This is a genomic window from Telluribacter sp. (genome assembly GCF_035998675.1).
Taxonomy (GTDB): domain Bacteria; phylum Bacteroidota; class Bacteroidia; order Cytophagales; family Spirosomataceae; genus Telluribacter.
On record NZ_DASYHI010000020.1, the window covers coordinates 783,092 to 807,026 of the forward strand.

A 23,935-nucleotide genomic window follows, 5' to 3' on the forward strand; every position below is an offset into this window, starting at 1 on the left:
CTTCGCCTTTTTAAAAGTTACTAGTCAATTTACATTCTTACTGCTTTTTACTTTCCTGACCAGTCCGAATCCGGTTCAGGGTATCTCTTACCTCACGGTCTACCGACTCCATATCGTTCCGGCCGTCCTGGTATACCTTTCGGTGAGCACGGTACAGTTCCATTCTGTCTTTTTCAAGATCCCGGAGCTGTTTCTCCATCTGCTCCCGGTCACGCTTTGAGCTGTCTTTTGCTTTCTCAGCGATATCTTTCATCCGGTTTTCAATATAATCTATCTCATAGGAAACCAGGTCTCCCAGCCGGTCCATATCATTTCGGTTCTCATTGGCGTAAGGATTCCGGTTCTCGTTCTGGTAAGGGTTAGGGTAGTTATCCCCCATCATCGACGACCGGTTCCCCTGATTATTGTAGGTACCCTGACTGTTCATCTGGTTGGGATTACTACGGGGTTCACGGTAGCCATACCGGTTATCGTAGGGCTGTTGCTGATTCTGATACCGGCCCTGGGTGTCATTGCCGTACCTATAATCATACATTACTTGTGGATCACCCGGATTCACTTGGTTGTTAGCCGGGTTACGGGAGTACTGATTGTTATTGTTGGTATTTCCCGTTCGGTTTTGACCATTGTTCTGGAAGTTATTCCGGCGGTATTCGGCATTCTCCCTCATATTACGATTACTATTGACCTCCGGCCTCATAACCTGATTGCTACTAAAACCATTATTATAGTTATCAGAGTACTCCTGGTTCCTGGAGTTGTTCCCGTTGTAGTTACTATAATTACGGTCATCATACCTATCATTCTGACGGCTGTTGGTATTGTATTGACTGTTGTCATTACCATTGTATTGATTCTGACCGTTCCGGTTATCCTGGTTCATCCGGTTATTGTTATAGGCGTTGCGCTGGGTCTCACCCGAGGTTCGGCGGTTTCGGTTCCTTCGGTTGTTCATCGTGTTCTGGTCAGAATCGCCGTAAACCCGTGCATTTCTTGTGGCTCCCACAGTACCATCCGTACCATCAGAACTCTGCGTTGAATCACCTTCCTGGTTATAACCTACCCCTGTATTGTCGTCCGTTTTCCGGGTATAATTATGGTCCTCTGACATGGACCGGGCAAAGCTTTCATCGTTAGGTCGGTTATTGCGGTCTCTTCTTTCGGTAACGGTTTCAGATCTACTCAGGTTATCCGACATATCCCGGAAAGTTGAGCAGGACGAAAGCATCAGCATCGCTGATAGTACCGAGCCTATTACTGTTATCTTTTTCATAAGTTGTTAATTTAAAATGTTAAAAATTATGTCTGATTCCTGCACTTACCTGCGGACTCACGAACAGAAATGCCGGTAGCAACTCTACGTAAGACCCTCCTTCTAAAAAATACGATGACGACGTGCGACGGGAAAAATACTCCAGTCCGGCCGTAGCAGACGGCCCAATAGAGATGTTGTTGGTATAGGCACCCACGCGGCTAAACTGATCGGGATAGTACCTGCGTGTGTTTAGCTGAGCACCCGCTCCGGCATAAGCGATCATTCGCTCCGACAACAAGGGTGTATACCAAAGGTAAGTGGCGTTAAGCATGATCCCAACGTTGCGGTAGGTTCCATTGCGGTAGAGTCGGTCCATTCCTAGCAATGCACCGTAGGTACCTACTGTTAGGTCCAGAGCATTACTATTACCATATTTTCTGAGGTTCACCCCGGTTGGCTCCCCCAGTTTAAATCCTACGGCCCAGCGCTGCGTTTGTGCGTTGGCTACGGTTATTACAAAAAGTATTAAAATAGTAAACAATGACTTCTTCATAATAGTATGTATTTAGTGGATGTATCAGTGACGTGTTATACGCTTATACCCTAGTTAGATAAAACACCGTACCATTTCGAACGTGGCTGCCTGATACCCAATAGCATGTAGGTCCATAACCCCATTGTGTAGAACCCCTTCAACGAGTTGCTTTTTTACCATTTTAAGCGTATATACATTGATTTGAGGGGGATTATTTTTAATATTGGCCCAGTAAAAGATTCTATAATTAAAAACTCAACTTGTGATATCCACCACCAAGAGTAAAGTTTTCAATCGAAAAGACCTGCTTGCCTATTTTCTGGTAGCAGGCACCGGAGCAGTAGTTCAGCTTATATCCAGTAGTTTATTGCAGGACTGGTTTGGCCTTACTTTTCAACAGTCCATCTGGCCGGCTTACCTGGTTTCCCTTATTGTAGGATTTATCCTGACTAAACTCTTCGCTTTTGATGCCCGGCGTACCAACCAAACCCGCCGTGAAATGATCAAATTCTTTATGGTGGCGATTTTCTCGGGTTTTGTGACAGATTTGTTCGCCCGGCTCGCTTATATGATTTCCAACACCTACTTCCAGACCTACGAGTACCATTTGCCCGGTTCCAAAACCATCAATATCAACGAAATGATCTGCTACACCATCGGTATGGGATTCAGTTTCATGAGCAATTATATCCTGCATAAAACCTTTACCTTTAAAAGTACCGGCTTTTACGACCGGCTTAAGACCTTGATTGACGATTGACCAGGTACCTGGTTACCAATAAAAATGGAGATGAACCGCCACGGTTCATCTCCATTTTACTTTCAATAGCTACTGCTTTACCAGCTCTATACTCTTTCCAGGATAATAGCCGAAGCCCCGCCCCCACCGTTACAGATGGCCGCCAGCCCGTAGCGCCCCTGCTTTTGCTGAAGTACATACGCCAGGGTAGTCATAATTCGGGCGCCGGAAGCACCCAGCGGGTGCCCCAGGGATACCGCCCCTCCGTGTACATTGACTTTGTCCGGCGATACCTCCAGGGTATTCATGTAGGCCAGTACTACCACGGCAAAAGCCTCATTGATTTCAAAAAAATCAATGTCTGACAAGGAGAGTCCGGCCTTATTAAGTACCTTCTGCGTAGCCAGTATGGGCGTGGTGGTAAACCAGGTAGGTTCCTGCTCGGCATCGGCGTAAGCTACAATTCGGGCCAGCGGCGTTAGCCCCAACTCCTTTACCCGGGTACCACTTGCCAGCACAAACGCGGCTGCGCCATCATTGATGGTAGAAGCGTTGGCCGCTGTAACGGTACCTTCGGGTGAAAAAACCGGCTTCAGGGTAGGAATCTTGTCAAACTTTACCCGCTTGTACTCTTCGTCTTCCTGTACCCACACCGGGTCTCCTTTTTTCTGGGGTATTTCAACAGGTACAATTTCATCTTTAAAATAACCTTTTTCGGTGGCTTCGGCGCTTCGCTGGTACGAGCGAATAGCAAACTCGTCCTGCGCTTCCCGGCTTATTTCATACTTGGTGGCGGTGCGGTCGCCGCATACACCCATGGCACAGCGGTCATACACATCCGTCAGACCATCCTTGAGAAGACCATCTATAATTTCCCCGTGCCCGTAGCCATAGCCATTGCGGGCCTCGGGCAGGTAGTAGGGTATCTGCGACATGCTTTCCATGCCTCCGGCCACTACCACGCTGGCGTCTCCCAACCGGATGGCCTGCGCGGCCATGGAAGCGGCTTTCATACCCGAGGCGCACACTTTATTGACAGTTGTACTTATGACTTCTTTGGGCAGTCCGCCAAAAAGTGCCGCCTGCCGGGCCGGTGCCTGACCCACGTTAGCCGACACCACATTACCCATATTTACTTCCTCCACCAGGGCGGGATCTATACCTGCTTTTTCAACCGCGGCCCGGATAGCTTTTCCGCCTAACTCCGTAGCGGACAGACCGGACAAAACTCCTCCAAAACTGCCGATGGGCGTCCTGACGGCTGATACAATAAATACGTCTTCCTGCATAGTTCTATTTAGTAGGTTGATGGTTTGCCAAAAATAACTTACCCGTACCTTTCCTTAAGCAACGGGGGCAGGTAATTCTGACTTCCGTTTCCCAACATTAGGGATGTTTACAATTACTTAACATTATTCCGGCATCATCAATTCCCCTCCCCTGGCACTGTCTAATTTTTAGACTATAATTCTTGGAAAAGCAATAATTTAAAATTACGTTTGTAGTGTCGTTCAGTGCAACGACTATATTTTTGCCAGATTACTCTATAAAAATACTATACTTTATAGACTTTGAAGACCGCATTCTCTCATACCACAGTTGCCGAATCACCAGAAAAGGCTCCCTGGCAGGCGTTGCAGGTAGCCTATATCGCTACCGGTGATCTGGATGAAGACCGACGTCAGGCCGAACAGGCCCGTCAGCAAGGATACGTGGTTCTTCTACGGGATTTACCCGAAGAATCGGACACCCTGTTCAAAGGAGTTTCTTTCCCTGCCTCCTCTGAGGATAGTTTAGATATATCTCAAAATAGTACAAAACAAAAGATAGATTGGCGGGTACTTCGCAGCAAGGTGTCGGCGGTAGCGTTGCGGCAGCGCAGCCGTACCGAGATAACCCTGAATCTGTTTGCGGCCCTGGCCCTGATGGTTATCGGACACCTGCTTTTCAGCTACTTTACGTACGATCGCATCTCGGTTGGTATTACTGCTTTACTACTAGAAGAGGATTTTCTGTTTTATCTGCTGGGTGGCTTTATTGCCCAGATGATTGACGGCGCTTTGGGCATGGCTTATGGCGTAACCGCCACTACTTTTCTGCTGTCGGTGGGCTTACCGCCTTCGGTGGCCAGCGCCAGTGTACATACATCCGAAATCTTTACCAGCGGGGTCTCCGGCTACCTGCATCTTAAATTCGGTAACGTCAACAGCAAACTATTCAAGACCCTGCTTATTCCGGGCATTATCGGTGCAATCGTGGGTGCCTACGTGCTGACTTCCCTCGAGCAGTATGTGTACATTATTAAACCAATCGTTGCGGTCTATACCCTGATCCTGGGGATACTTATTATCAAAAAAGCGCTGAAAAAGCGGATACAGAAGCGTCCGGTAAAAAACGTAGGCTGGCTGGCCCTGGCCGGCGGCTCCCTGGATGCCATCGGTGGCGGGGGGTGGGGACCTATCGTGTCGTCTACTTTGATTGCCCGCGGTCGTCATCCCAAGTACACCATCGGTTCGGTGAACCTGACGGAGTTCTTTGTCTCGCTGGCCAGTTCGGTCACGTTCATAACCCTGATTGGTTTTTCACACTGGCAGGTAATAGTAGGACTTATTTTAGGCGGAATGGTGGCAGCTCCGATAGCGGCTTCTTTAGCCCGTCGTTTGCCCATAAAAACCATGATGATCCTTGTCGGTATTGTCGTAATAGTGGTAAGTTTAAGGATTATTTACATGGTACTTTCCAGCCTTTAAAGGCGACCGCTTCCAAGCGTCAGATAATCTTCAATTAAATATATAGTAAGCGTCTTTAAGTATGAAAAAACAGACCAAAGCCATACGTATCCAAAGCAAAAAATCGCAAAACCGCGAGCACTCTACCCCCTTGTACCTGACCAGCAGCTTTACGTTCGAAAGCGCTGAGCAGGGCAAAGCCTTATTTGACGAAACCGAATCGGGCAACTTATACAGCCGGTTTTCCAACCCGTCGGTGCAGGAGTTTGTTGACAAGGTGTGCATGCTCGAAGACTGCGAGGATGGCGTGGCAACGGCTACCGGAATGGCGGCCGTATTTGCCAGTATGGCGGCGCTGCTGCAGTCAGGCGATCACCTGCTGGCCTGCCGGGCCTTATTTGGTTCTGCGCACCAGATCATTACCCAGATTCTGAGCAAATGGGGCGTTACCTATACCTACCTCGACGCGAATGCCAGCGAAAGCGACTGGGAGGCTGCCGTGCAGCCCAACACCCGCATGGTCTACCTCGAGACACCTTCCAACCCGGGGCTGGATCTGGTTGACCTGGCTATGATCGGACGCCTCTGCAAAAAGCATAACCTGATTTTTAACGTAGATAACTGCTTTGCAACCCCCGCCATTCAGTGTCCCGCCGAATTTGGCGCTGATCTGGTAGTTCACTCGGCGACCAAGTTCATGGACGGCCAAGGCCGTGTATTGGGTGGAATAGTGGTCGGCAAAGCAGAATACATCAAGCCGATCCGGTTTTTCTGTCGCCAGACGGGCCCCTCCCTGTCGCCCTTCAACGCCTGGGTACTTAGCAAGAGCCTCGAAACGCTGGAACTCCGGATGGAGAAACATTCATCCAATGCGCTGAAGCTGGCCCAGGCCCTGGAGCAACACCCGGATGTAAAGCAGGTCAATTATCCTTACCTGCCCTCACACCCACAGTACGAACTGGCCCAACAGCAGATGAACGCGGGCGGCGCCATTGTGACCATTGAACTGGAAGGAGGCTTTGAGCGGGTAAGCGCGTTCTTTAACGCCCTGCAGATACCTTCCCTGTCGTCAAACCTGGGCGATACCCGTACCATCGTTACGAATCCTTTTACGACTACCCATTCCAAACTTAAAGCCGACGAAAAGGCGGCGCTGGGTATTACCGAAGGTCTTATCCGGATTTCGGTTGGGCTGGAAGCAGTAGAAGATCTGATCGAAGATTTTGAGCAGGCAGCCGAAGTAAGTGCTGAAAAGCTCAAGGAGAATATTGACAGATAAAATTTTAATTAAAATACGATACTAAAAATTTCAAATAGCATGGTAGGAAGTGCTAATGCAGAATTGGAGTCATTAACAGCGGCCATCGCCGGTAAAAGCGAAGCGGAGGCACTGGCTGTTCTGGCGGAACTCTTTCCCGGTGAGGTCGTTTTTTCGACCAGCCTGGGGTACGAAGATCAGGTCATTTCGGACCTTATTTATCGCAATGCCGTAGCTATTAAAGTATTCACGCTGGATACGGGCCGGATGTTCAATGAAACCTACCTGACCCTGCAGAAAACAAATAACCGCTACGACACTAAAATTCAGGTCTACTACCCACAGACTACCGCCGTAGAAAATCTGGTAAGTGAGAAGGGGCCGCTGAGCTTTTATGATTCGCTCGAAAACCGGAAAGAATGTTGCTTCATCCGCAAGGTAGAGCCCCTGAACCGGGCCCTTAAAGGCGCTAAAATATGGGTGACTGGTATTCGGGCCGAACAGTCGGGCAATCGTCAGGATATGCCCCAGTTGGAATGGGACGAAGCGCACCAACTCTTTAAGTTCCACCCAATACTCCACTGGTCATTTGAGAAGGTAAAGGAGTACGTGAAAGTTTATAACGTACCGTATAATCCCCTCCATGACAAAGGCTTCGTAAGTATTGGCTGTGCCCCCTGTACCCGCGCCATTCGTGAGGGTGAAGACTTCCGGGCCGGCCGCTGGTGGTGGGAAGACGAATCCAAAAAAGAGTGCGGCCTGCACGCCAAATAAGTACTTTAATAATACTATTTCAAGGTTCTGTATTTTGTAAAGAAGAATATAAAGAAGTCCAGAACTTGCCCTGATAATAAAGCTGTTAGTACAGCATTCAACTCGTAGTAAGAAAACTATGTCAGTAGCAGTCAATCAATTCCCTAACCTCGAACGTCCCAGCATGGACTACCTTGATCAGCTTGAAGCCGAGGCCATCTACATCATGCGTGAAGTAGCCGGACAATTTGAACGTCCCGCCTTGCTGTTTTCGGGTGGCAAAGATTCCATCACCCTGGTTCGGCTGGCCGAAAAAGCCTTCGCACCCGGAAAAATCCCCTTCCCACTGGTACACGTGGACACCGGACATAACTTTGCCGAAGCCATCCGGTACCGCGATGAACTGGCTGCCCGTACCGGTGCCAGGCTTATTGTAAGGTACGTTGAGGATACCATCAAAGCCAAGGGATTGAAAGAACCAACGGGTAAAAATGCCAGCCGCAACTGGCTTCAGACCTACACCCTGCTGGACACGATCGAAGAGTTTGAGTTTGATGCATGCATCGGTGGCGCCCGCCGCGACGAAGAGAAAGCCCGCGCCAAAGAGCGTATTTTCTCCTTTCGCGATGAGTTTGGTCAGTGGGACCCCAAGCGCCAGCGTCCTGAGCTCTGGAACCTGTTCAACGGTCGGATCCACAAAGGGGAGAACGTACGGGTATTCCCCATTTCCAACTGGACCGAGCTGGACGTGTGGTCGTACATTCACCGGGAAAATATCCCCCTTCCGAGCATTTATTTTGCCCACCAGCGCGAGTGTATCCTGCGCGATGGTCGCCTGCTGGCCAATACTGACTTTATCCAAAAGGACGAGTACGACCAGATTGTTACCCGCCAGGTACGTTTCCGGACGGTAGGTGACATGACCTGTACTGCCGCGGTAGAATCAAGTGCGGCTACCCTGGAGGAAGTAGTGGCTGAAATTACCATTTCCCGCATCAGCGAGCGTGGTGAAACCCGCATTGACGACCAGCAGACCGAGGCCGCCATGGAAGACCGCAAAAAGGGAGGATATTTTTAACTAAGTAGCTGTTAGCGATTAGCTTATAGTTCTTATATCTTGCCAACTCCCTGGTTTCTATACGATAAATCCTTGATTTAGAATTAGTTTGATGCAAACTTATTTCGATGAAGTTCGTAGGATTAAAAAACAGAAGTGGAGTGTAAAGCTTGAATGGTCTAAGTTTCTAAACCGCTATTCACTACTTCACTAAATCACTCATTCAAAATTAATTAGAGGTGGACTTACTCAGATTTATTACAGCAGGTAGCGTAGACGACGGAAAAAGTACGTTGATTGGCCGCTTGCTTTACGATACAAAAAATATTCTGGCCGACCAGATGGAGGCCATCGAACGCGCCAGCAAAACCCGCAATGACGGTGAGATTGACCTGGCACTCCTGACCGACGGACTGCGTTCGGAGCGGGAGCAGGGAATTACGATTGACGTAGCCTACAAATATTTCCAAACGCCCAACCGTAAGTTTATCAGTATTGACGCACCCGGACATATTCAGTACACCCGTAACATGGTGACCGGCGCTTCCAATGCCGACCTGGCCATTATCTTGGTAGATGCCCGCCACGGGGTAGTGGAGCAAACCCGTCGCCATTCGCTGATTGCTTCCCTGCTGGGTTTACCCCACGTAGTAGTGGCCATCAATAAAATGGACCTGGTGGGTTATTCGGAAGATAAATTCCTGGCCATTGCCAGTGCCTACAAAGAGCTTGCCAACAAGCTGCGGATTAAAAACCTGACCATTATTCCCGTAAGTGCCCTCAACGGCGACAACATCGTGGATAGGTCCGAAGCTATGGCGTGGTACCAGGGCGAAACTTTGCTGTCGGTACTTGAAAACGTAAACGTACTGAACGAGCTTAACCACCAGGACGGGCGTTTCTCGGTACAGTACGTAATTCGTCCCCAGACCGAAGAGCTGCACGACTACCGTGGCTACGCCGGACGCATCCAGAGCGGCCAGTTCCGTAAAGGGGAATCTATTGTAGTACTTCCGTCGGAGCGTACTACCCGAATCGCTAAAATTGAAGTAGGTGGCAAGGAAGTGGAAGAAGCCTACGCGCCCCAGTCGGTAACTATCCTGCTCGAAGATAATATTGACATTAGCCGGGGCGATATGCTGGTACCTGCCAATAACCTACCAAACCTCAGCCAGGACATTGAAGCGCTGGTATGCTGGATGGACGATCGCAAAGACTTGAAAGTAGGAGGCAAATTTACGCTCCAGCATGGAACTACCCGTACGCGTTGTTCGGTTCGTAGTATTGAATACCGGGTTGATATCAACACGTATGAGCAGCTGGACGATGTCGAAAGTCTGAAACTCAACGATGTAGCCCGCATAGTACTGCGCACGGCCCAGCCCATTGCCTACGATTCCTACCAGAAAAACCGTTCAAACGGAGGCGCTATCCTGATTGACGAAACCTCCAATGTGACGGTAGGTGCCTGCATGGTAGATTAAAATTTAAAAACGGAGTCTTTTTCTCCGTTTAGTTCAGTCTCAATAATATACTATTCCGATAGAGTTTAAGAAATTTCAAGCTAATGAAAAATCTAACTATAACCGACAACGTTTCCGAAGCAGCCCAGCGAGATATCCACGAGCTTCAGTCCCGGATTGGCGTTTTCACCTCGGGTGAAGTACCCGAAGAAGCTTTCCGCCGGTACCGCCTGACAAGAGGTGTGTACGGCCAGCGACAGCCAGGCGTACAAATGATTCGTATCAAGCTGCCCCACGGCCGCATAACCGCTGACCAGCTGGTACGTATCGCTGATTCATCGGATAAATTTGCTACTGGTAACCTGCACGCAACTACCCGTCAGGATATTCAGCTCCACTTTGTAAAGCTGGCTGATTCACCCCAGCTCTGGTCCGATCTGGAAGACGCCAATATTACCATTCGGGAAGCGTGTGGCAATACGGTTCGCAACGTGACGGCTTCTGCCCACGCAGGTATTGACCCCAACGAACCCTTTGACGTAACACCCTACGCCCACGCCGTATTTGAGTACTTCCTGCGAAATCCTATCTGCCAGGATATGGGCCGAAAGTTTAAGATAGCGCTTTCTGCCTCTGAAAAAGACTCCGCCTTTGCCTTCATGCACGACGTAGGTCTTATTGCCAAATGGGGTGTAAACGAAAAAGGTGAAAAAGTAAAAGGCTTCCGGGTATTGGTAGGTGGTGGACTGGGTGCACAGCCGTTCCCGGCGCAGGAGGCTTATTCTTTCCTCGAAGATAAATACGCCATTCCATTTACTGAAGCTGTCATCCGGGTATTTGACCGCTACGGTGAGCGTACCCGTCGTCATAAGGCACGTATGAAGTTCCTACTCAATGACCTGGGTCTGGAAGGCTTTATGGAGAAAGTACAGGAAGAGTGGCCGGCGCTGAAAAACAAGGAATATATAGTAAACGCTACGGACGAGGGTGCTCGCTACGGAACCCGTGAATCCCTAGGCAAAGATGCTATCATTGAACTGGGCAAATCTACCCTGGAGGCCAGCCAGCAGGAACAGTATACGCATTGGGTAAAAACCAACGTATTAGAGCAAAAGCAGCCGGGGTGGTATGCGGTGCAGATCCGCCTGCTCCTGGGTGACATGCATTCCTCAACGGCCCGTCAGTTGGCTGACATTGTTCGTCAGTACGCCGCCGACGATATCCGGGTAACGGTCAACCAGGGGTACCTGCTTCGATTCATCAAAGCCGAAGACCTGCCGGTCGTTTACCAGAAACTGAACGCCCTGGGGCTGGCCGATCCGGGTTTTGACAGTACTGCCGACATTACAACCTGCCCCGGTACTGATACCTGTAACCTGGCTATTTCCAGCAGCTACGGGATTACCCGCGCCCTCGAAAAAGTAATGAAGGAAGAGTTTCCGGATATTATTTACAACAACGATATCAAGATAAAGATCAGCGGCTGTATGAACGGTTGCGGTCAGCATAGCGCCTGTAACATAGGTATGCACGGTAGCTCCATCAAAAACGGCAAGTACGTACTGCCCGCTATGCAGTTTTTGCTGGGTGGTGGTTTTGCCGGGTCCGGCGACGGCCAGATTGGTGATAAGGTAATTAAGATTCCGACCAAGCGCGGACCGGATGCCCTGCGCCTGCTCCTGACCGACTACGACGCCAACGCCCTCGAAGGCGAGTACTTCAATGACTACTACCAGCGCCAGACTAAAAACTACTTCTATCAGTTGTTAAAGCCCCTCGCGGACCTGACCACCGTTAAAGAAAGTGACTACCGCGACTGGGAACACGATGAACTGTTCAAGACGGAGATTGGGGTTGGTGAATGTGCCAGCGTCATCATTGACCTGGTAGCCACTACGCTCATTGAGGCCGACGAGAAGTTTATTCAGGCGAATGATAATCTGGAAGCCGGGGTATGGGCAGATGCCATTTACCACGCCTACAACGTGTTCATTACGGGTGCCAAAGCTCTGCTTATCGGCAAAGGGGTGTCTACCAATACGCAACACGGTGTCGCCAAAGACTTTGACGAGCACTTTGGCAGCCTGTTTTATCCGGTAGCCCAGGGCGCTGAGCTGCGGGGTTTCCGCGACCTGGTATTCAGCATCAATAAAAACGAACCTACCGAGGCGTTTGCCCGTGGGTTTGTCGAATCAGCTTCCAGATTCCTGTTTGAACTGAAAAACTACCGTGAAAAACTGTTGGCCGAAGAAGGTGAACCTACCTTACAGGAACTGACTTTCGGTCAGGATAGTTAAGAGTAAAAGGAGTAACCGGCCGGTTGCCTGGGACATCCACCCCCGCAACCGGCCGATAATAAAAAGCAGCATGAAAGTAACCCTGATAGGTGCCGGTCCCGGCGATCCTGAACTCATAACCCTAAAAGGAATCAAAGCCCTGCAGCAGGCACGGGTGGTACTATACGATGCGCTCGTTCATCCTGATCTGCTCGCTCACTGCCCCAGCGACTGCGTAAAAGTACACGTAGGGAAGCGTTTTGGGAAGCACAGCGCCAGCCAGGACGTTATCAACTATATGATCGTAGAGTATGCCCTGCAGTACGGCGAGGTAGTACGCCTCAAGGGGGGTGACCCCTATGTGTTCGGACGTGGCTACGAGGAAGTTGAATTTGCGGCAAAGCACGGTATTGAGTCGGAAGTGATTCCGGGTATATCCAGCAGTTATGCCGTACCGGCTTTGGCGGGTATTCCCCTGACCAGTCGGGGCGTCAGCGAAAGCTTCTGGGTGGTAACAGGTACTACCAAGTCCCATTTGCTATCCTCTGACCTGGTACTGGCGGCCCAGTCGTCGGCCACGGTAGTGGTCTTGATGGGGGTACATAAACTCCCGGAGATTGTGGAAATCTACTCCCAGCTGAACAAATTCGACGAACCCATTGCCATTATCCAAAACGGCTCCCTGCCTACCCAGAAAGTAGTAACCGGCAAGATTAGTAATATTCTGCCCCTGGCCCAGATTTGCGCCATCAGTTCACCGGCCATTATTGTTATCGGTAAAGCGGCTTCCCTGCCCGACCAACTCAATGGGTGCGTACAGGCCATTACACAGAAGAAAGATTTAATGTCCTGAAAGACATTCAGAGTGGGTTGGCTGCTAAGACAGCCACCGCAGCAACGTTGTCCAGTCCGCATCCAGCGTAATGGTCCGGTCTTTAAATTCCAGGAAGTAGATTATTATCGCCAGCACGAAGTAGCTCACAAACAGCCACTTCTTCTTTTGTTCGTAGGCGTGCGGGTTGTGAAAGTACTCGAATACCATAGAGGCCGAAAACCCAACTACCATCAGCATCATGGACAGCATGCCGCAGTCGGAACGGTAGTGTTTAAACGCGGCCAGCGCCGGCGCTCCCAATACCAGGTACATCAGCCACATTCCAAAGCCCATCCGGTACAGATAGACGCTGAGACGACGGTCGTTTTTAATATCAAAAATTCCTTCAAACATAGGTACCTGGAATAAGTTTGATTAGGTGAAGGTATCAACTATCCTTTACAAATCCTATTTCTGCGGATTCGTTCGGGTTTTACCTTATTTTTGTAAAAATATCTAGCCGGGAAAGTTGCTTACCACTTTATTCATATCCCTACTTAATGCCTTTTCGCGTTTATCGTGGAGGAATTTGTACCGCCTGTCGGATGGTTTGAGCTGGCTGCTTTTTAACCTCGTAAAGTACCGGCAGCAGGTAATCTGGCAAAATCTGCGCCTTAGTTTTCCTGATAAAAACGATCAGCAGCTCCGGCCTATTGCCCGGGCCTTCCACCGCCACTTCACCGACCTCATCGTGGAAACTCTCAAGCTACGTCAGGCCTCCGTTCAGGACGTGCAGGAGCGATTGGTTGGCGATATCTCGGTCATCAATGACCTGTATGCGCGCGGTAAAAGCGCCGTGTTTGTGCTGGGGCACCGGGGCAACTGGGAACTGGCCAACCTCTTTGCTTCGGCTACGTTTAAGCATGAATGTATCGTCGTATATAAACCCTTAAGCAATCAAAGATTTGAGGAGTGGTTCCGGCAGATGCGTACCCGCTTTGGCGGTACCATGGTACCTATGCGGGAAATTTACGGCGAGTTACTGAAGCCCCGCACCCGTCCCTACCTGCTTTTTCTGGTCAATGACCAGTCGCCCAACCCCAGGTCGGCCTACTGGACCCGCTTCCTCCACCAGGATACCGGCGTGTACCGGGGCGTTGAGGCCATAGCCCGGAAGTATGACCTGCCGGTTGTTTATGCTGACCTGCGGCGCGACGAGGAGCGGAGGGGGTACTACTGGCTGGATATTACTCCCATAACCGAGGAGCCTGCCGTACTACCCGTCAACGGAGTACTGGAAAAACAAATCCGGATCTTGGAAAATGATATTGTGAAGCAGCCCGGTAACTGGCTCTGGAGCCACAAGCGGTGGAAGCACCGGCGTCCGGCGAGGTTACAGCCCGAACAAATCCTTGAAGCCAGGTACGATCGTGAGTAAGCCTATCAAATTTCTTGTTCTACGGTTTTCATCCATCGGTGATATCGTCCTAACAACGCCCGTCGTTCGTTGCCTTAAAAAGCAGCATCCGGGCGCGGAGGTACACTACTGCACCAAAGCACAGTATGCATTTATCCTGGAAAAAAATCCCTACGTCGATAAATTATGGTGCCTGGAGGACAATACCAACAGCCTGATTTCCCAGCTAAAAAAAGAGAAATTCGATTATATCATTGACCTGCACAACAACCTGCGTACCCTGCGCATAAAGCTGGCACTTGGAGTAAAGGCGTACAGCTTTCCCAAGCTCAATGTACAGAAGTTCCTGCTCGCACGTTTCAAGGTAAATCTGCTGCCGCAGGTTCATATTGTGGATCGGTACATGGCCACGGTCACGCCGCTGGGTATAATCAATGATGAGCAGGGGCTTGACTACTTTATCCCCTACCGCGACGAAGTTGAGCAGGAATGGATTCCCCCAACCCACCGCAAAGGCTTTGTGGCTTATGCGATTGGCGGGCAACACAACACCAAGAAACTCCCCACCCGCCGTATTATTGAGCTGTGTCGCAAAATTAACTATCCCATAATCTTACTGGGTGGCAAGGAAGACTTTGAGGCCGGCGAGGAAGTTCGTCAGTACCTGGGCGATGCGCTTATCATGAATGCCTGCGGCAAATGTACCTTTCACCAGTCGGCTTCGCTTATCCGGCAGTCCCGGCTGGTCTTTACCCACGATACGGGACTGATGCACGTTGCCGCGGCTTTTAAAAAGAAAACGTATTCTATCTGGGGCAATACCATTCCGCTTTTTGGTATGTACCCGTACAAGACGCCTTTCGTGGTGCTGGAAAACAATACCCTCAAATGCCGCCCCTGCTCCAAAATCGGCTACAAGCGCTGCCCGCTGGGCCATTTCAAGTGCATGAACGACCTTCCCTTCAATTTTGAACTCCGAGAACTACGAAGAAGAAAATAGAGTTTTATAGGCAGCTTCTACCTAAGCAGCGGTTTTTAGTTGTTATTTGCTGTAATTTTAGTAACTTCAATAAATGAAGACTCTAACTCTGAACATACCAGACTACATAGACCTTGATGACAGAGAAGTAGCTATGATCGTCGCTTCAAGGCTGTACGAACAGGGCAAACTTTCACTTGGTCAGGCGGCTGAATTAGTAGGGCTGAGTAAGCGAACCTTTGCTGAGCTTCTAAGTAAATATGATGTTGCTATCATCAATCATCCTGCCTCTGACTTAGCCCGGGACATACAGAATGCCTGAAGTAGTCATTGCGGATACCAGCTGCTTTATCTTTCTTACCAACATAGGTGCATTGAATCTCCTCCAGAATGTCTACGGAAGTGTTACCACCACGGCCGAAGTAGCCGATGAGTATGCTTTACCCCTACCTGATTGGGTCTATATAAAGTTTCCCGCTAATAAAGTAATTCAGCAGGTACTCGAATTACAAATTGACAAAGGAGAGTCAAGTACTATCGCCTTAGCCTTAGAAATACCCGGTTGTACCGTGATTTTGGATGACTATAAGGCCCGGCAGGTAGCAGAAAAACTTAATCTAAAAATAACGGGTACTGTTGGCCTACTGGTAAAAGCAAAGTTAACCGGAATTATTCCTTCCATAAGGCCTTTCTTATCTAAAATCAGACAATCAAACTTCCGATTATCCAACAAAATAGAGGAAGAAGCACTTCGGTTGGCGGGCGAATAGATGGGAATTGTTTGCATGAACGACCTGCCCTTCAATTTTGAACTGAGAGAACTACGAAGAAGAAAATAGGGTTTACTTAGTAGTACAATTATAGTTAAACCGTAGATAGCCGCTACCCGTAAAGTCAATGAATAAAAAAGTAAACGTAGGGATCGTACAGATGAGCTGTACGGATGATGTACAGACCAACGTGCAGAAAGCCTCCGAAAAAGTACGCGAAGCCGCCGCTAAAGGCGCTCAGATCGTGTGCCTGCAGGAGCTGTTTACCTCGCTGTACTTCTGTGATGTCGAAAGTCACGCCAACTTCAGTCTGGCCGAAGCCATCCCCGGTCCTACGACCCATCATATGAGTGAGCTGGCCAGGGAATTGGGGGTAGTTATTATCGCTTCCCTGTTTGAAAAGCGGGCCCACGGACTTTACCATAATACCACGGCGGTTCTGGATGCCGATGGTACTTACCTGGGCAAGTACCGCAAAATGCACATTCCCGACGATCCCGGTTATTATGAGAAGTTTTACTTCACCCCCGGCGACCTGGGTTATAAAGTATTCAAGACCAAGTACGCGACCTTCGGGGTCCTGATTTGCTGGGACCAGTGGTACCCCGAAGCAGCCCGGATTACCGCCCTGATGGGCGCAGAAATCCTTTTTTACCCCACCGCCATTGGCTGGGATACCAACGAAGCCGATCCGCTGATCAATGAAGAACAGTACGGTGCCTGGCAAACCATTCAACGCGGACATGCCGTAGCTAACGGGGTGTACGTAGTAGCCGTAAACCGGGTAGGCCGCGAAGCCGACCAGCAGTTCTGGGGTGGCTCTTTTGTTGCCAATCCGCACGGACGATTGTTGTACCAGGCCCCGCACGATGAGGAACTGGTACACGTGCAGGAGCTGGATCTGGAAAAACTGGATCATTACCGCACTACCTGGCCGTACTTCCGCGACCGTCGTATAGACTCGTACCAGCCCATTACCAAACGATATATTGATCAGGAGGATTAATTATTCCTCTCTATTAATCAGAAAAAAGCACGCCTCTACCAGGAAGCGTGCTTTTACTATTTATTGCAACCTTCCTATTCAAATTTACAGGCCAAAGCCGACGGTCAGCTGCCAGAGTGACGAACGAACCGCCAGCGGATCTTCAACCGTAGAGGTACCCTTCAGACTGCTAAGGCTACCCTCGCGCCGCAGATCGAGCTGCATCCCCGAAAAAGCGATACCGATACCCGCCTGAAATCCGAACTGGGCTTGCCGGGCGGTTTGGGAAATTGACTGATTGGAGTACTGTTTAATCGCCTCTTTCAAATCCCCGTTCATCACCGTCAGCGACGCCATGGGGCCCGCATTGATCCGGACCGGTCCCAGCCGGAGGCCCAGCAACAGCGGCAGGTCAATGGTACCTACCTTCGCGTTCAGCGACAGCGTTTCCATGCCCTCCCGGATCAGGTTCATTTTGCCTCCCTTCACCGAGAGAAGTACTTCGGGTTGCAGGTAGAGGGTCCGGCCGATGCGGGCGTATACTCCCCCGACAAGACCCGTTGAATGGGCATCATTCTGCTGAAAAAAGTCATAGACCACGTTTCCTCCCGACAGTACGGGCAGGCCGTTCATATCCAGCCGGGGCGTTTTGTAAGCCAGGTCATTAATCTGGGAGTAGTTGGCTCCTATCTTAAGACCCAGCGTAAATTTTTTGGTGGCAGACTGCGCCTGACTTCCGGTGGACAACAAGGTACCCAGCACAACCAGGACCAGGGTAAAAGTTTTGAATTTCATGGCTAATGATGAATGGGTGATTTTTCTTTGGTGGCTCAAAAGTAGCAGCGCCCCGGCGGTTCAGCCAGTACCTGTTGTATCAACCGGTTATTTAGCAATCCCAATCGTCAGAATATTTAACTGAATTGACAATCTGCTCCTGAAGGTACTTAGCCGCCCCCTGGCTGGTAAGTCCTGGGGCGAATCAGGGGTTATCGGAGGGAATAATCCAGTTTCAGGAACCTGCCTTTAACTAAATAGCCCACTTTTATATTAAACCTTTTGGCGGTTCTATGGATTTACTCCTGAAAGTTAGACTACTAATGTAACCGACCACCCTTATGAATCCTAAACACAGTCCCCGCATACAACGCCTCAAAGACGATATAGCACCCCTGCGCCAGCAACTGATCAATCACCCCGTTTATAACCACATCCGGTCGCTGGACGACCTGCGCACCTTTATGGAGATTCACGTTTTTGCCGTATGGGACTTTATGTCGCTCCTGAAATCCCTGCAGCAAGCCCTGACCTGCGTTACCCTGCCCTGGATGCCCGAAGGTAATCCCCAAACCCGCTACCTGATCAATGAAATCGTACTGGGAGAAGAAAGCGACGTAGACCCGCAGGGACGGTACATGAGCCATTTTGAATTGTACCTGGAAGCCATGGAACAGGCCGGTGCCGACACCAGTCGCATCCGGAACCTGCTGGCCGACCTGCGCTCGGGTGGACCGCTGGCGGGTGCTCTTGAAGCGGCCAATACACCGGCGCAGGAGTTTGTCCAGCATACCTTTGATATCATAGAAAAAAGCCTGGTACCGGTGCAGGCGGCGGTCTTTACCTTTGGCCGCGAAGACCTCATTCCTGATATGTTTATCAGTATAGTGAAGGAGCTTAGCGAGCGCTTTCCCGATCAGGTGGGGCTGCTTAGGTACTACCTCGAGCGCCATATCGAAATGGACGGCGACCACCATTCCCACCTGGCTTACCAGATGACCGAGGAACTTTGCCTGGACGACGACACGCTCTGGCAAAAAGCCACCGAGGCCGTCAAAACCGCCCTTACCTACCGCCTCCGCCTCTGGGATGCCGTCATGCTAGCCATAACTACCCGGAAGGAGGAGTACCTGGCGTAGGTAAGTACTTTAAGTCTTCGTTGAGCCCAATTCCTTCCAAGAGAAACCTTCCCTGGTACTTGCTCATCTGTGAAAATGCCTACCCTTTTAATCTTTCCAACACGCTTCCCAAACTGATCACCGTAATTTTTTCGGCAATAAGGTAAGTGTCTGCACCAGGCGTGATGACGTGCAGGTGCTCTATGCCCAAATCCTGCATAGCCAGATGGGTACCTTTGGTGAGGGTAGGCGCATTAGTAAGTTTGATTTCGGCGGCTAGGAGCCAGCGGTCGTTTCGCCGGACAAGCAGGTCTATTTCGGCACCGTCCTGGGTTCGGTAATGGTACAGTTCATCGTCCGATTCCAGTACCGACGCGATTTGACCAATAACAAAACCCTCCCACGAATTACCCACCCGAACATTTCCCAATAGGCTTTCAAAATCATTGATTCCGGTCAAATAGTGAAGCATACCCGAGTCGCGAATGTAGAGTTTCGGAGATTTGACCAGGCGCTTCTTTAAATTGGTATGCCAGGGCGCGATCAGAGTGGTCAGGAAAGCATTATTCAGAAAGCTGAGGTAGGTCTTTATGGTCGGAACCGAAAGTTCGAGCGATTTGGCAAACGTACTGTAATTCAATAGCCCGCCATGGGCCGAGGCAATCATTTGCAACAATTGTCGGGTCGTTTTCGGATCGGCGGGCAAGCCGTAGAGCGGGAGATCACGCTGCACGTAACTTTGGATGAAGTTGCGGTACCAGCTTTGAACAAAAGTGGCTTTGCCAGACAAGGCGGGCTCCGGAAAACCACCCTGCAGCCATAACTGCTGCCAGGTAAGCTGTTGTCCGACTTCCAGCAAATTGAGCGGAAACATTTCCAGGTAGTTGATTCGTCCCGCCAAACTTTCCGAGCTCTGCCTTAGTAGTGGCGGCGAGGCCGAACCAAGAATCACAAACCGACCGGGCCGCCGGTCGTCATCGACCAGCGAGCGCAGAAGCGGGAAAAGTTCGGGCAGATGCTGCACTTCGTCCAGAACTACCGTTTTATCAGCTACCTGGGTAAGGAACAATTCTGGGTCTTGCAGCTTGTTCAGGTCTGAATTCCTTTCCAAATCCAGATATACCATATCCTTGCCGGTCTGCCATTGACGCACCAGCGTTGTTTTGCCAATCTGCCGGGGACCAATGATTCCGGTTACCGGAAATTCTTCCAGGGAACGTGCAAACTTACTCTCTAACAATCGTTGTATCATCCCTGCAAATATAAAATTTATTTTTAAATTTGCAGGGATATTTAGATATGTACCATGCCATTCCCTGACCACTTCCGCCAGCTGGCCCTCTCCTTCCCCGAAACCACGGAGCAGCCGCATTTTGAGAAGCCTTCCTTTCGGGTAGGCAAAAAGATTTTTGCGACGCTGAATATGAAAGAGCAGCGGGCCACGCTTAAACTATCCGAGCGGGACCAGGACCTTTTTACGCTCTACGACCGGACGATCATCTACCCCGTACCCAACAACTGGGGTCAGCAAGGCTGGACGCACGTAGATTTGACGCGGGTACCCGAAGAAATGCTGAAAGATGCCCTCACCGCCGCCTACTGCGAAGTAGCCCCCGCCCGGCTGGCAACCATTGTAAAACCGCCGGCACCCGAAGAAGAATTTTGACCTGGCTCGCCCGGCTTTCCTCCATTTCCAGCAGGTACCCTACTACCCTTGTCAACTCTGGCATAACTATTTTTAGTAGCATCCCTACCATCAAATTCCCGTGAATATGAAACGAATAGGGATACTTACCACTTTTCTGCTCTGTAGCCTGAGGGGCCTGTGCTGTACTACCTGCGACGCGCGCGTACAGGAAAAAATTTACGACAGTACCTTTCTGCCCAACCTGGTCACCATGCTGTCGGCTTTTATAGTACTGGCGCTGGTGGTTGCGGGGCTGGCGGTACTTTCTACCCGTAGGCATACGTCCTTTCTGGCGGCAAATCCGGGTGGTCAGTACCTCAACCCGGTACCGCTGACCACCGCCTCCACGGTCCTGGGCATTGGTATCGGTGGATTTATTGATGGTATATTCCTGCACCAGATCCTGCAATGGCACGAAATGCTCTCCAACCGGATGCCACCTACCACCCTGGTTCTTAAAAGCGTAAATATGTTCTGGGACGGTATTTTCCACGCATTCACGCTGATCGTCGTTATTATCGGCATTGTACTACTCTGGAAACTCCTGCACCGCCGCGACATCGACCGCTCGGGCCGGTTACTGGTGAGTGGGCTCATTCTGGGCTGGGGGCTGTTCAACATCATTGAGGGCGTTATTGACCACCACCTGCTCAAGCTTCACAACGTGCGGGAAATAACCCCCAACGTCGACCTTTGGAACTATGGTTTTCTGGGCCTGTCAGTAGGTATGGTTGTAGTGGGGTACTTCATGATACACCGAACTCCCGACCCCGTACCAGATAGTACCCTCTAAGTACTCAGGGCCACCAAACAGAGGTAAGTTCCGGGCAGGACTTGGTAACAAGGGTAGTTTTTTTCTATTTTTACCCCAAGGGGCTTCTTTTGCAACCGAAAATATTTCATTACCCAGGCCCAGCCCATTAGATCTCTTCTATCATGAAAAAAGTACTGCTGTTCGAGGAGGCTTCGTACATAACGGGTGGCCGTTAGTCCTTTGATATTCCTAAGTACTTTAATTACTCCTAAGTACCTTTACTCCTCCTATCCCCATGGCAATTTTCCCCGTTACCAACTCTACCTTATCGGCCCGGCACCTGGGCCATTTTCTTACAGAAAAATACGGATTTGGTACCGATACTACCTGCACGCTGTTCAGAACGGGAATCAATGATTCCTATATAATTACGGATCAGAAGAAAAAATTTGTTTTCCGGGTATACAGCCTGGACTGGCGCTCGGAGGCAGAAATAGCCGAGGAAATACGCCTGCTGGAGACTTTAAAGGCCAACGATTTATCGGTTTCGTATGCGGTAGCCGACCGGGCAGGTACGTATATTCAAGCCCTGCCGGCACCCGAAGGACCCAGGTACGGGGTCCTGTTCACCTATGCGGAGGGCAAAAAAATCCGGGACCTCTCCTTACCATTATGCCATCGGCTAGGTACCCTCATGGCGCAAATGCACCAGCTTACCCGGCCCCTAATCCTGAACCGGGTCACCTACAACCTCCACACCCTTACTGAGCTGCCTTATGAGTACGCCCGGCGGCACTTTCCGGAAGAAAATCAGGAAATGAAGTTTGTCAAAAGAGCCGGAGAGTACCTGCGCACCGAAATTCAAAAGATGGACACCCGGGCCCTCCGCTCGGGGGCGGTACACCTGGATATATGGTACGACAATATGAACATCACAGACGAGCAGGAAGCTACGCTGTTCGATTTTGATTTTTGCGGCAATGGGTACCTGCTCTACGACCTGGCTTACTTCATTATGCAGCTGTACCATACCGAGCCGGATAAGGTGCAGTACCAGGCCAGGCTGGACCATTTTCTGGCGGGCTATGAAACCATTACAGTACTTACCGACGAAGAGAAAAAATGGCTGCCGCTGGCGGGACTTTCCATCTGGATTTTTTATCTGGGGGTGCAGTCCCAACGCTTCGACAACTGGTCTAATATCTTCCTGACCGAAAATTATTTGAAAAGGTATATCGGAATGGCAAAGAACTGGCTGGCTTTTAACCAGGTCCGGATCTGATAGTATAGCCCTTCCCGTTAGTACCCTCGCTTCCGCCGGGCAGCCCACTTCCGCTCACCTAGTCAACGGGCAGAATTATACTAAAACCCGAAAAACTCTGGTTTATTGATAACAAAATAAACCTGACCGGACTTTAGATACCATACGGTGTGGCTGTGGCTGCTGCTCAGGTGTATACTCCCTAAAAATCAGGATTATGACAACACGTGATATCATAGTAGTAGGTGCTTCTTCCGGAGGGGTACCTGCCTTAAAGGCTTTTGTAAATAATCTGCCCAAAGATTTCAAGGGCTCTGTTTTTATTGTGTTGCATATACCTACCTACACTGAATCAAGATTGCCCGAGATACTTTCCAACGCCGGACCGCTGGAAGCGGTACATCCCGGGGATGGGGAAGAGATTGAGCCCGGAAAGATCTATATAGCCCGAAACGACCATCATTTATTACTTCAGGAGGGGAAGGTAATGGTTAAAAGAGGTCCGAAAGAAAACCGGTTCCGGCCTTCTATTGATGCGCTATTCCGTTCGGCGGCCTATGTATACAGCACACGCGTGGTGGGCATCATTATGTCCGGTATCCTGAACGACGGGGCTTCGGGGCTCTGGACCATTAAAGAGATGGGAGGCCTGGCCATAGTTCAGTTACCCGACGATGCTGAACAGCCGCAGTTACCCATCAATGTACTTGAACTGGTTGAGGCCGATTATGTCCTGACAGCAGAAGATATGGGGCCACTGATTTCCGGCCTGATAAAAGAGCCGATACCCGAAAAGTACAAATTTTCGGAGGAGGCGCTGAGAAGATTAAAAACGGAGGTAATCATCGCCACAAAGGACGATGCTTTTGAAATGGGAATTATGGAAATGGGGGAATTGACGCCTTTTACCTGTCCGGAATGCCACGGGGCGCTGGTCAGGCTGGTGGAAGGCAAAATAATACGGTTCAGGTGCCATACCGGCCACGCCTATACCGCCAGCTCGTTACTGGCCGAGGTTTCCGAATCGGTGGAGAAGATGCTGTGGCAGTCGATGCGGGGGCTGGAAGAAATGAACATGCTGCTAAAAAACATCAGCGATCACTTTGCCGAGTTAGAGGACTCCGCTTCCGCTGCTTTGTTTCGTGAAAAGGCCGAGGAAAGTGGCGAGCGCGCCCGGGTTATTCACGATTCGATCTTCAAACAGAACCATTACAGCGAGGACATACGCTTAGACAAGGATAAAAAAACCCATGATCATGATTAGGTACTTTCTTTTTGAAGGTACTTAACCGGCCTTATCCTCCCTCATTG

At 50.1% G+C, this 23,935-nt stretch carries 24 protein-coding genes; 18 read left to right on the forward strand and 6 right to left on the reverse strand.

Going from position 1 to position 23,935, the window contains the following annotated elements; genetic code table 11:
* Positions 1-37 precede the first annotated feature (37 nt).
* Together VGN67_RS17465 and VGN67_RS17470 are read right to left on the reverse strand one after the other, a co-directional pair.
* Positions 38-1,273, reverse strand: coding sequence for a hypothetical protein (locus tag VGN67_RS17465; protein ID WP_327488139.1), 1,236 nt, complete (start codon positions 1,271-1,273; stop codon positions 38-40).
* Between the two features lie 19 nt (positions 1,274-1,292).
* On the reverse strand, positions 1,293-1,808 hold the full coding sequence (locus VGN67_RS17470; RefSeq protein ID WP_327488140.1) for a hypothetical protein: 516 nt from the start codon (positions 1,806-1,808) through the stop codon (positions 1,293-1,295).
* 244 nt (positions 1,809-2,052) lie between these two features.
* On the opposite strand from VGN67_RS17470, the gene VGN67_RS17475 reads away from it, so the two are divergent.
* Positions 2,053-2,550, forward strand: a complete 498-nt coding sequence (locus tag VGN67_RS17475) for a GtrA family protein (RefSeq protein ID WP_327488141.1) — start codon at positions 2,053-2,055, stop codon at positions 2,548-2,550.
* 86 nt (positions 2,551-2,636) lie between these two features.
* On the opposite strand, the gene VGN67_RS17480 is transcribed toward VGN67_RS17475, so the two are convergent.
* Positions 2,637-3,818, reverse strand: coding sequence for an acetyl-CoA C-acyltransferase (locus VGN67_RS17480; protein ID WP_327488142.1), 1,182 nt, complete (start codon positions 3,816-3,818; stop codon positions 2,637-2,639).
* 282 nt (positions 3,819-4,100) lie between these two features.
* Between VGN67_RS17480 and VGN67_RS17485 the strand changes: the two genes are divergently transcribed.
* From VGN67_RS17485 to cobA, 7 genes are all read left to right on the forward strand, one after another.
* On the forward strand, positions 4,101-5,279 hold the full coding sequence (locus tag VGN67_RS17485; RefSeq protein WP_327488143.1) for a sulfite exporter TauE/SafE family protein: 1,179 nt from the start codon (positions 4,101-4,103) through the stop codon (positions 5,277-5,279).
* A 61-nt stretch (positions 5,280-5,340) separates the two neighbouring features.
* Positions 5,341-6,537, forward strand: a complete 1,197-nt coding sequence (locus tag VGN67_RS17490; protein ID WP_327488144.1) for a trans-sulfuration enzyme family protein — start codon at positions 5,341-5,343, stop codon at positions 6,535-6,537.
* A 39-nt stretch (positions 6,538-6,576) separates the two neighbouring features.
* Positions 6,577-7,290 (forward strand): phosphoadenylyl-sulfate reductase, encoded by a 714-nt coding sequence (locus tag VGN67_RS17495; RefSeq protein WP_327488145.1) that lies wholly within the window; start codon positions 6,577-6,579, stop codon positions 7,288-7,290.
* A 163-nt stretch (positions 7,291-7,453) separates the two neighbouring features.
* Positions 7,454-8,347 carry a sulfate adenylyltransferase subunit CysD gene (gene cysD, locus VGN67_RS17500; protein ID WP_414717348.1) on the forward strand — a complete coding sequence of 298 codons (894 nt, stop codon included), beginning with the start codon at positions 7,454-7,456 and terminating at the stop codon, positions 8,345-8,347.
* A 218-nt stretch (positions 8,348-8,565) separates the two neighbouring features.
* Positions 8,566-9,810, forward strand: a complete 1,245-nt coding sequence (locus VGN67_RS17505; RefSeq protein WP_327488147.1) for a sulfate adenylyltransferase subunit 1 — start codon at positions 8,566-8,568, stop codon at positions 9,808-9,810.
* Positions 9,811-9,893: 83 nt separating this feature from the next.
* Positions 9,894-12,086 (forward strand): HEPN domain-containing protein, encoded by a 2,193-nt coding sequence (locus VGN67_RS17510; protein ID WP_327488148.1) that lies wholly within the window; start codon positions 9,894-9,896, stop codon positions 12,084-12,086.
* A gap of 70 nt (positions 12,087-12,156) precedes the next feature.
* A complete protein-coding gene (cobA, locus tag VGN67_RS17515; protein WP_327488149.1) occupies positions 12,157-12,918 on the forward strand; it encodes a uroporphyrinogen-III C-methyltransferase in 762 nt (253 codons plus the stop codon).
* 24 nt (positions 12,919-12,942) lie between these two features.
* On the opposite strand, the gene VGN67_RS17520 is transcribed toward cobA, so the two are convergent.
* Entirely contained in the window at positions 12,943-13,293 is a 351-nt protein-coding gene (locus VGN67_RS17520) for a hypothetical protein (RefSeq protein ID WP_327488150.1), read from the reverse strand.
* A gap of 115 nt (positions 13,294-13,408) precedes the next feature.
* Between VGN67_RS17520 and VGN67_RS17525 the strand changes: the two genes are divergently transcribed.
* From VGN67_RS17525 to VGN67_RS17545, 5 genes are all read left to right on the forward strand, one after another.
* The gene (locus VGN67_RS17525; RefSeq protein WP_327488151.1) at positions 13,409-14,317 is read left to right on the forward strand and encodes a lysophospholipid acyltransferase family protein; all 909 of its coding nucleotides are present in this window, start codon (positions 13,409-13,411) and stop codon (positions 14,315-14,317) included.
* Positions 14,310-15,296, forward strand: coding sequence for a glycosyltransferase family 9 protein (locus VGN67_RS17530; protein ID WP_327488152.1), 987 nt, complete (start codon positions 14,310-14,312; stop codon positions 15,294-15,296). Before VGN67_RS17525 ends, VGN67_RS17530 begins: the two co-directional genes overlap by 8 nt.
* 73 nt (positions 15,297-15,369) lie before the next feature.
* The gene (locus tag VGN67_RS17535; protein ID WP_327488153.1) at positions 15,370-15,597 is read left to right on the forward strand and encodes a UPF0175 family protein; all 228 of its coding nucleotides are present in this window, start codon (positions 15,370-15,372) and stop codon (positions 15,595-15,597) included.
* On the forward strand, positions 15,590-16,045 hold the full coding sequence (locus VGN67_RS17540; RefSeq protein WP_327488154.1) for a DUF3368 domain-containing protein: 456 nt from the start codon (positions 15,590-15,592) through the stop codon (positions 16,043-16,045). The genes VGN67_RS17535 and VGN67_RS17540 overlap by 8 nt, the downstream gene beginning before the upstream one ends.
* A gap of 127 nt (positions 16,046-16,172) precedes the next feature.
* Entirely contained in the window at positions 16,173-17,051 is an 879-nt protein-coding gene (locus VGN67_RS17545; protein ID WP_327488155.1) for a carbon-nitrogen hydrolase, read from the forward strand.
* Between the two features lie 84 nt (positions 17,052-17,135).
* Here the strand turns inward: VGN67_RS17545 and VGN67_RS17550 are convergent, their stop codons facing one another.
* Positions 17,136-17,825, reverse strand: coding sequence for an outer membrane beta-barrel protein (locus tag VGN67_RS17550; RefSeq protein WP_327488156.1), 690 nt, complete (start codon positions 17,823-17,825; stop codon positions 17,136-17,138).
* Between the two features lie 320 nt (positions 17,826-18,145).
* Here VGN67_RS17550 and VGN67_RS17555 point away from each other — a divergent pair, with 320 nt between their 5' ends.
* On the forward strand, positions 18,146-18,943 hold the full coding sequence (locus tag VGN67_RS17555) for a DUF3050 domain-containing protein (RefSeq protein ID WP_327488157.1): 798 nt from the start codon (positions 18,146-18,148) through the stop codon (positions 18,941-18,943).
* A gap of 79 nt (positions 18,944-19,022) precedes the next feature.
* Here the strand turns inward: VGN67_RS17555 and VGN67_RS17560 are convergent, their stop codons facing one another.
* Positions 19,023-20,174 (reverse strand): ATP-binding protein, encoded by a 1,152-nt coding sequence (locus VGN67_RS17560; protein ID WP_327488158.1) that lies wholly within the window; start codon positions 20,172-20,174, stop codon positions 19,023-19,025.
* Between the two features lie 54 nt (positions 20,175-20,228).
* On the opposite strand from VGN67_RS17560, the gene VGN67_RS17565 reads away from it, so the two are divergent.
* The 4 genes from VGN67_RS17565 (at position 20,229) to VGN67_RS17580 (ending at position 23,888) form a co-directional block, all read left to right on the forward strand.
* Positions 20,229-20,588, forward strand: a complete 360-nt coding sequence (locus VGN67_RS17565) for an MmcQ/YjbR family DNA-binding protein (protein ID WP_327488159.1) — start codon at positions 20,229-20,231, stop codon at positions 20,586-20,588.
* A gap of 106 nt (positions 20,589-20,694) precedes the next feature.
* Positions 20,695-21,402, forward strand: coding sequence for a DUF2243 domain-containing protein (locus VGN67_RS17570; RefSeq protein WP_327488160.1), 708 nt, complete (start codon positions 20,695-20,697; stop codon positions 21,400-21,402).
* Positions 21,403-21,658: 256 nt separating this feature from the next.
* Positions 21,659-22,645, forward strand: coding sequence for a phosphotransferase enzyme family protein (locus tag VGN67_RS17575; protein WP_327488161.1), 987 nt, complete (start codon positions 21,659-21,661; stop codon positions 22,643-22,645).
* A 196-nt stretch (positions 22,646-22,841) separates the two neighbouring features.
* Entirely contained in the window at positions 22,842-23,888 is a 1,047-nt protein-coding gene (locus tag VGN67_RS17580; RefSeq protein ID WP_327488162.1) for a chemotaxis protein CheB, read from the forward strand.
* The last annotated feature ends 47 nt before the right edge of the window (positions 23,889-23,935 follow it).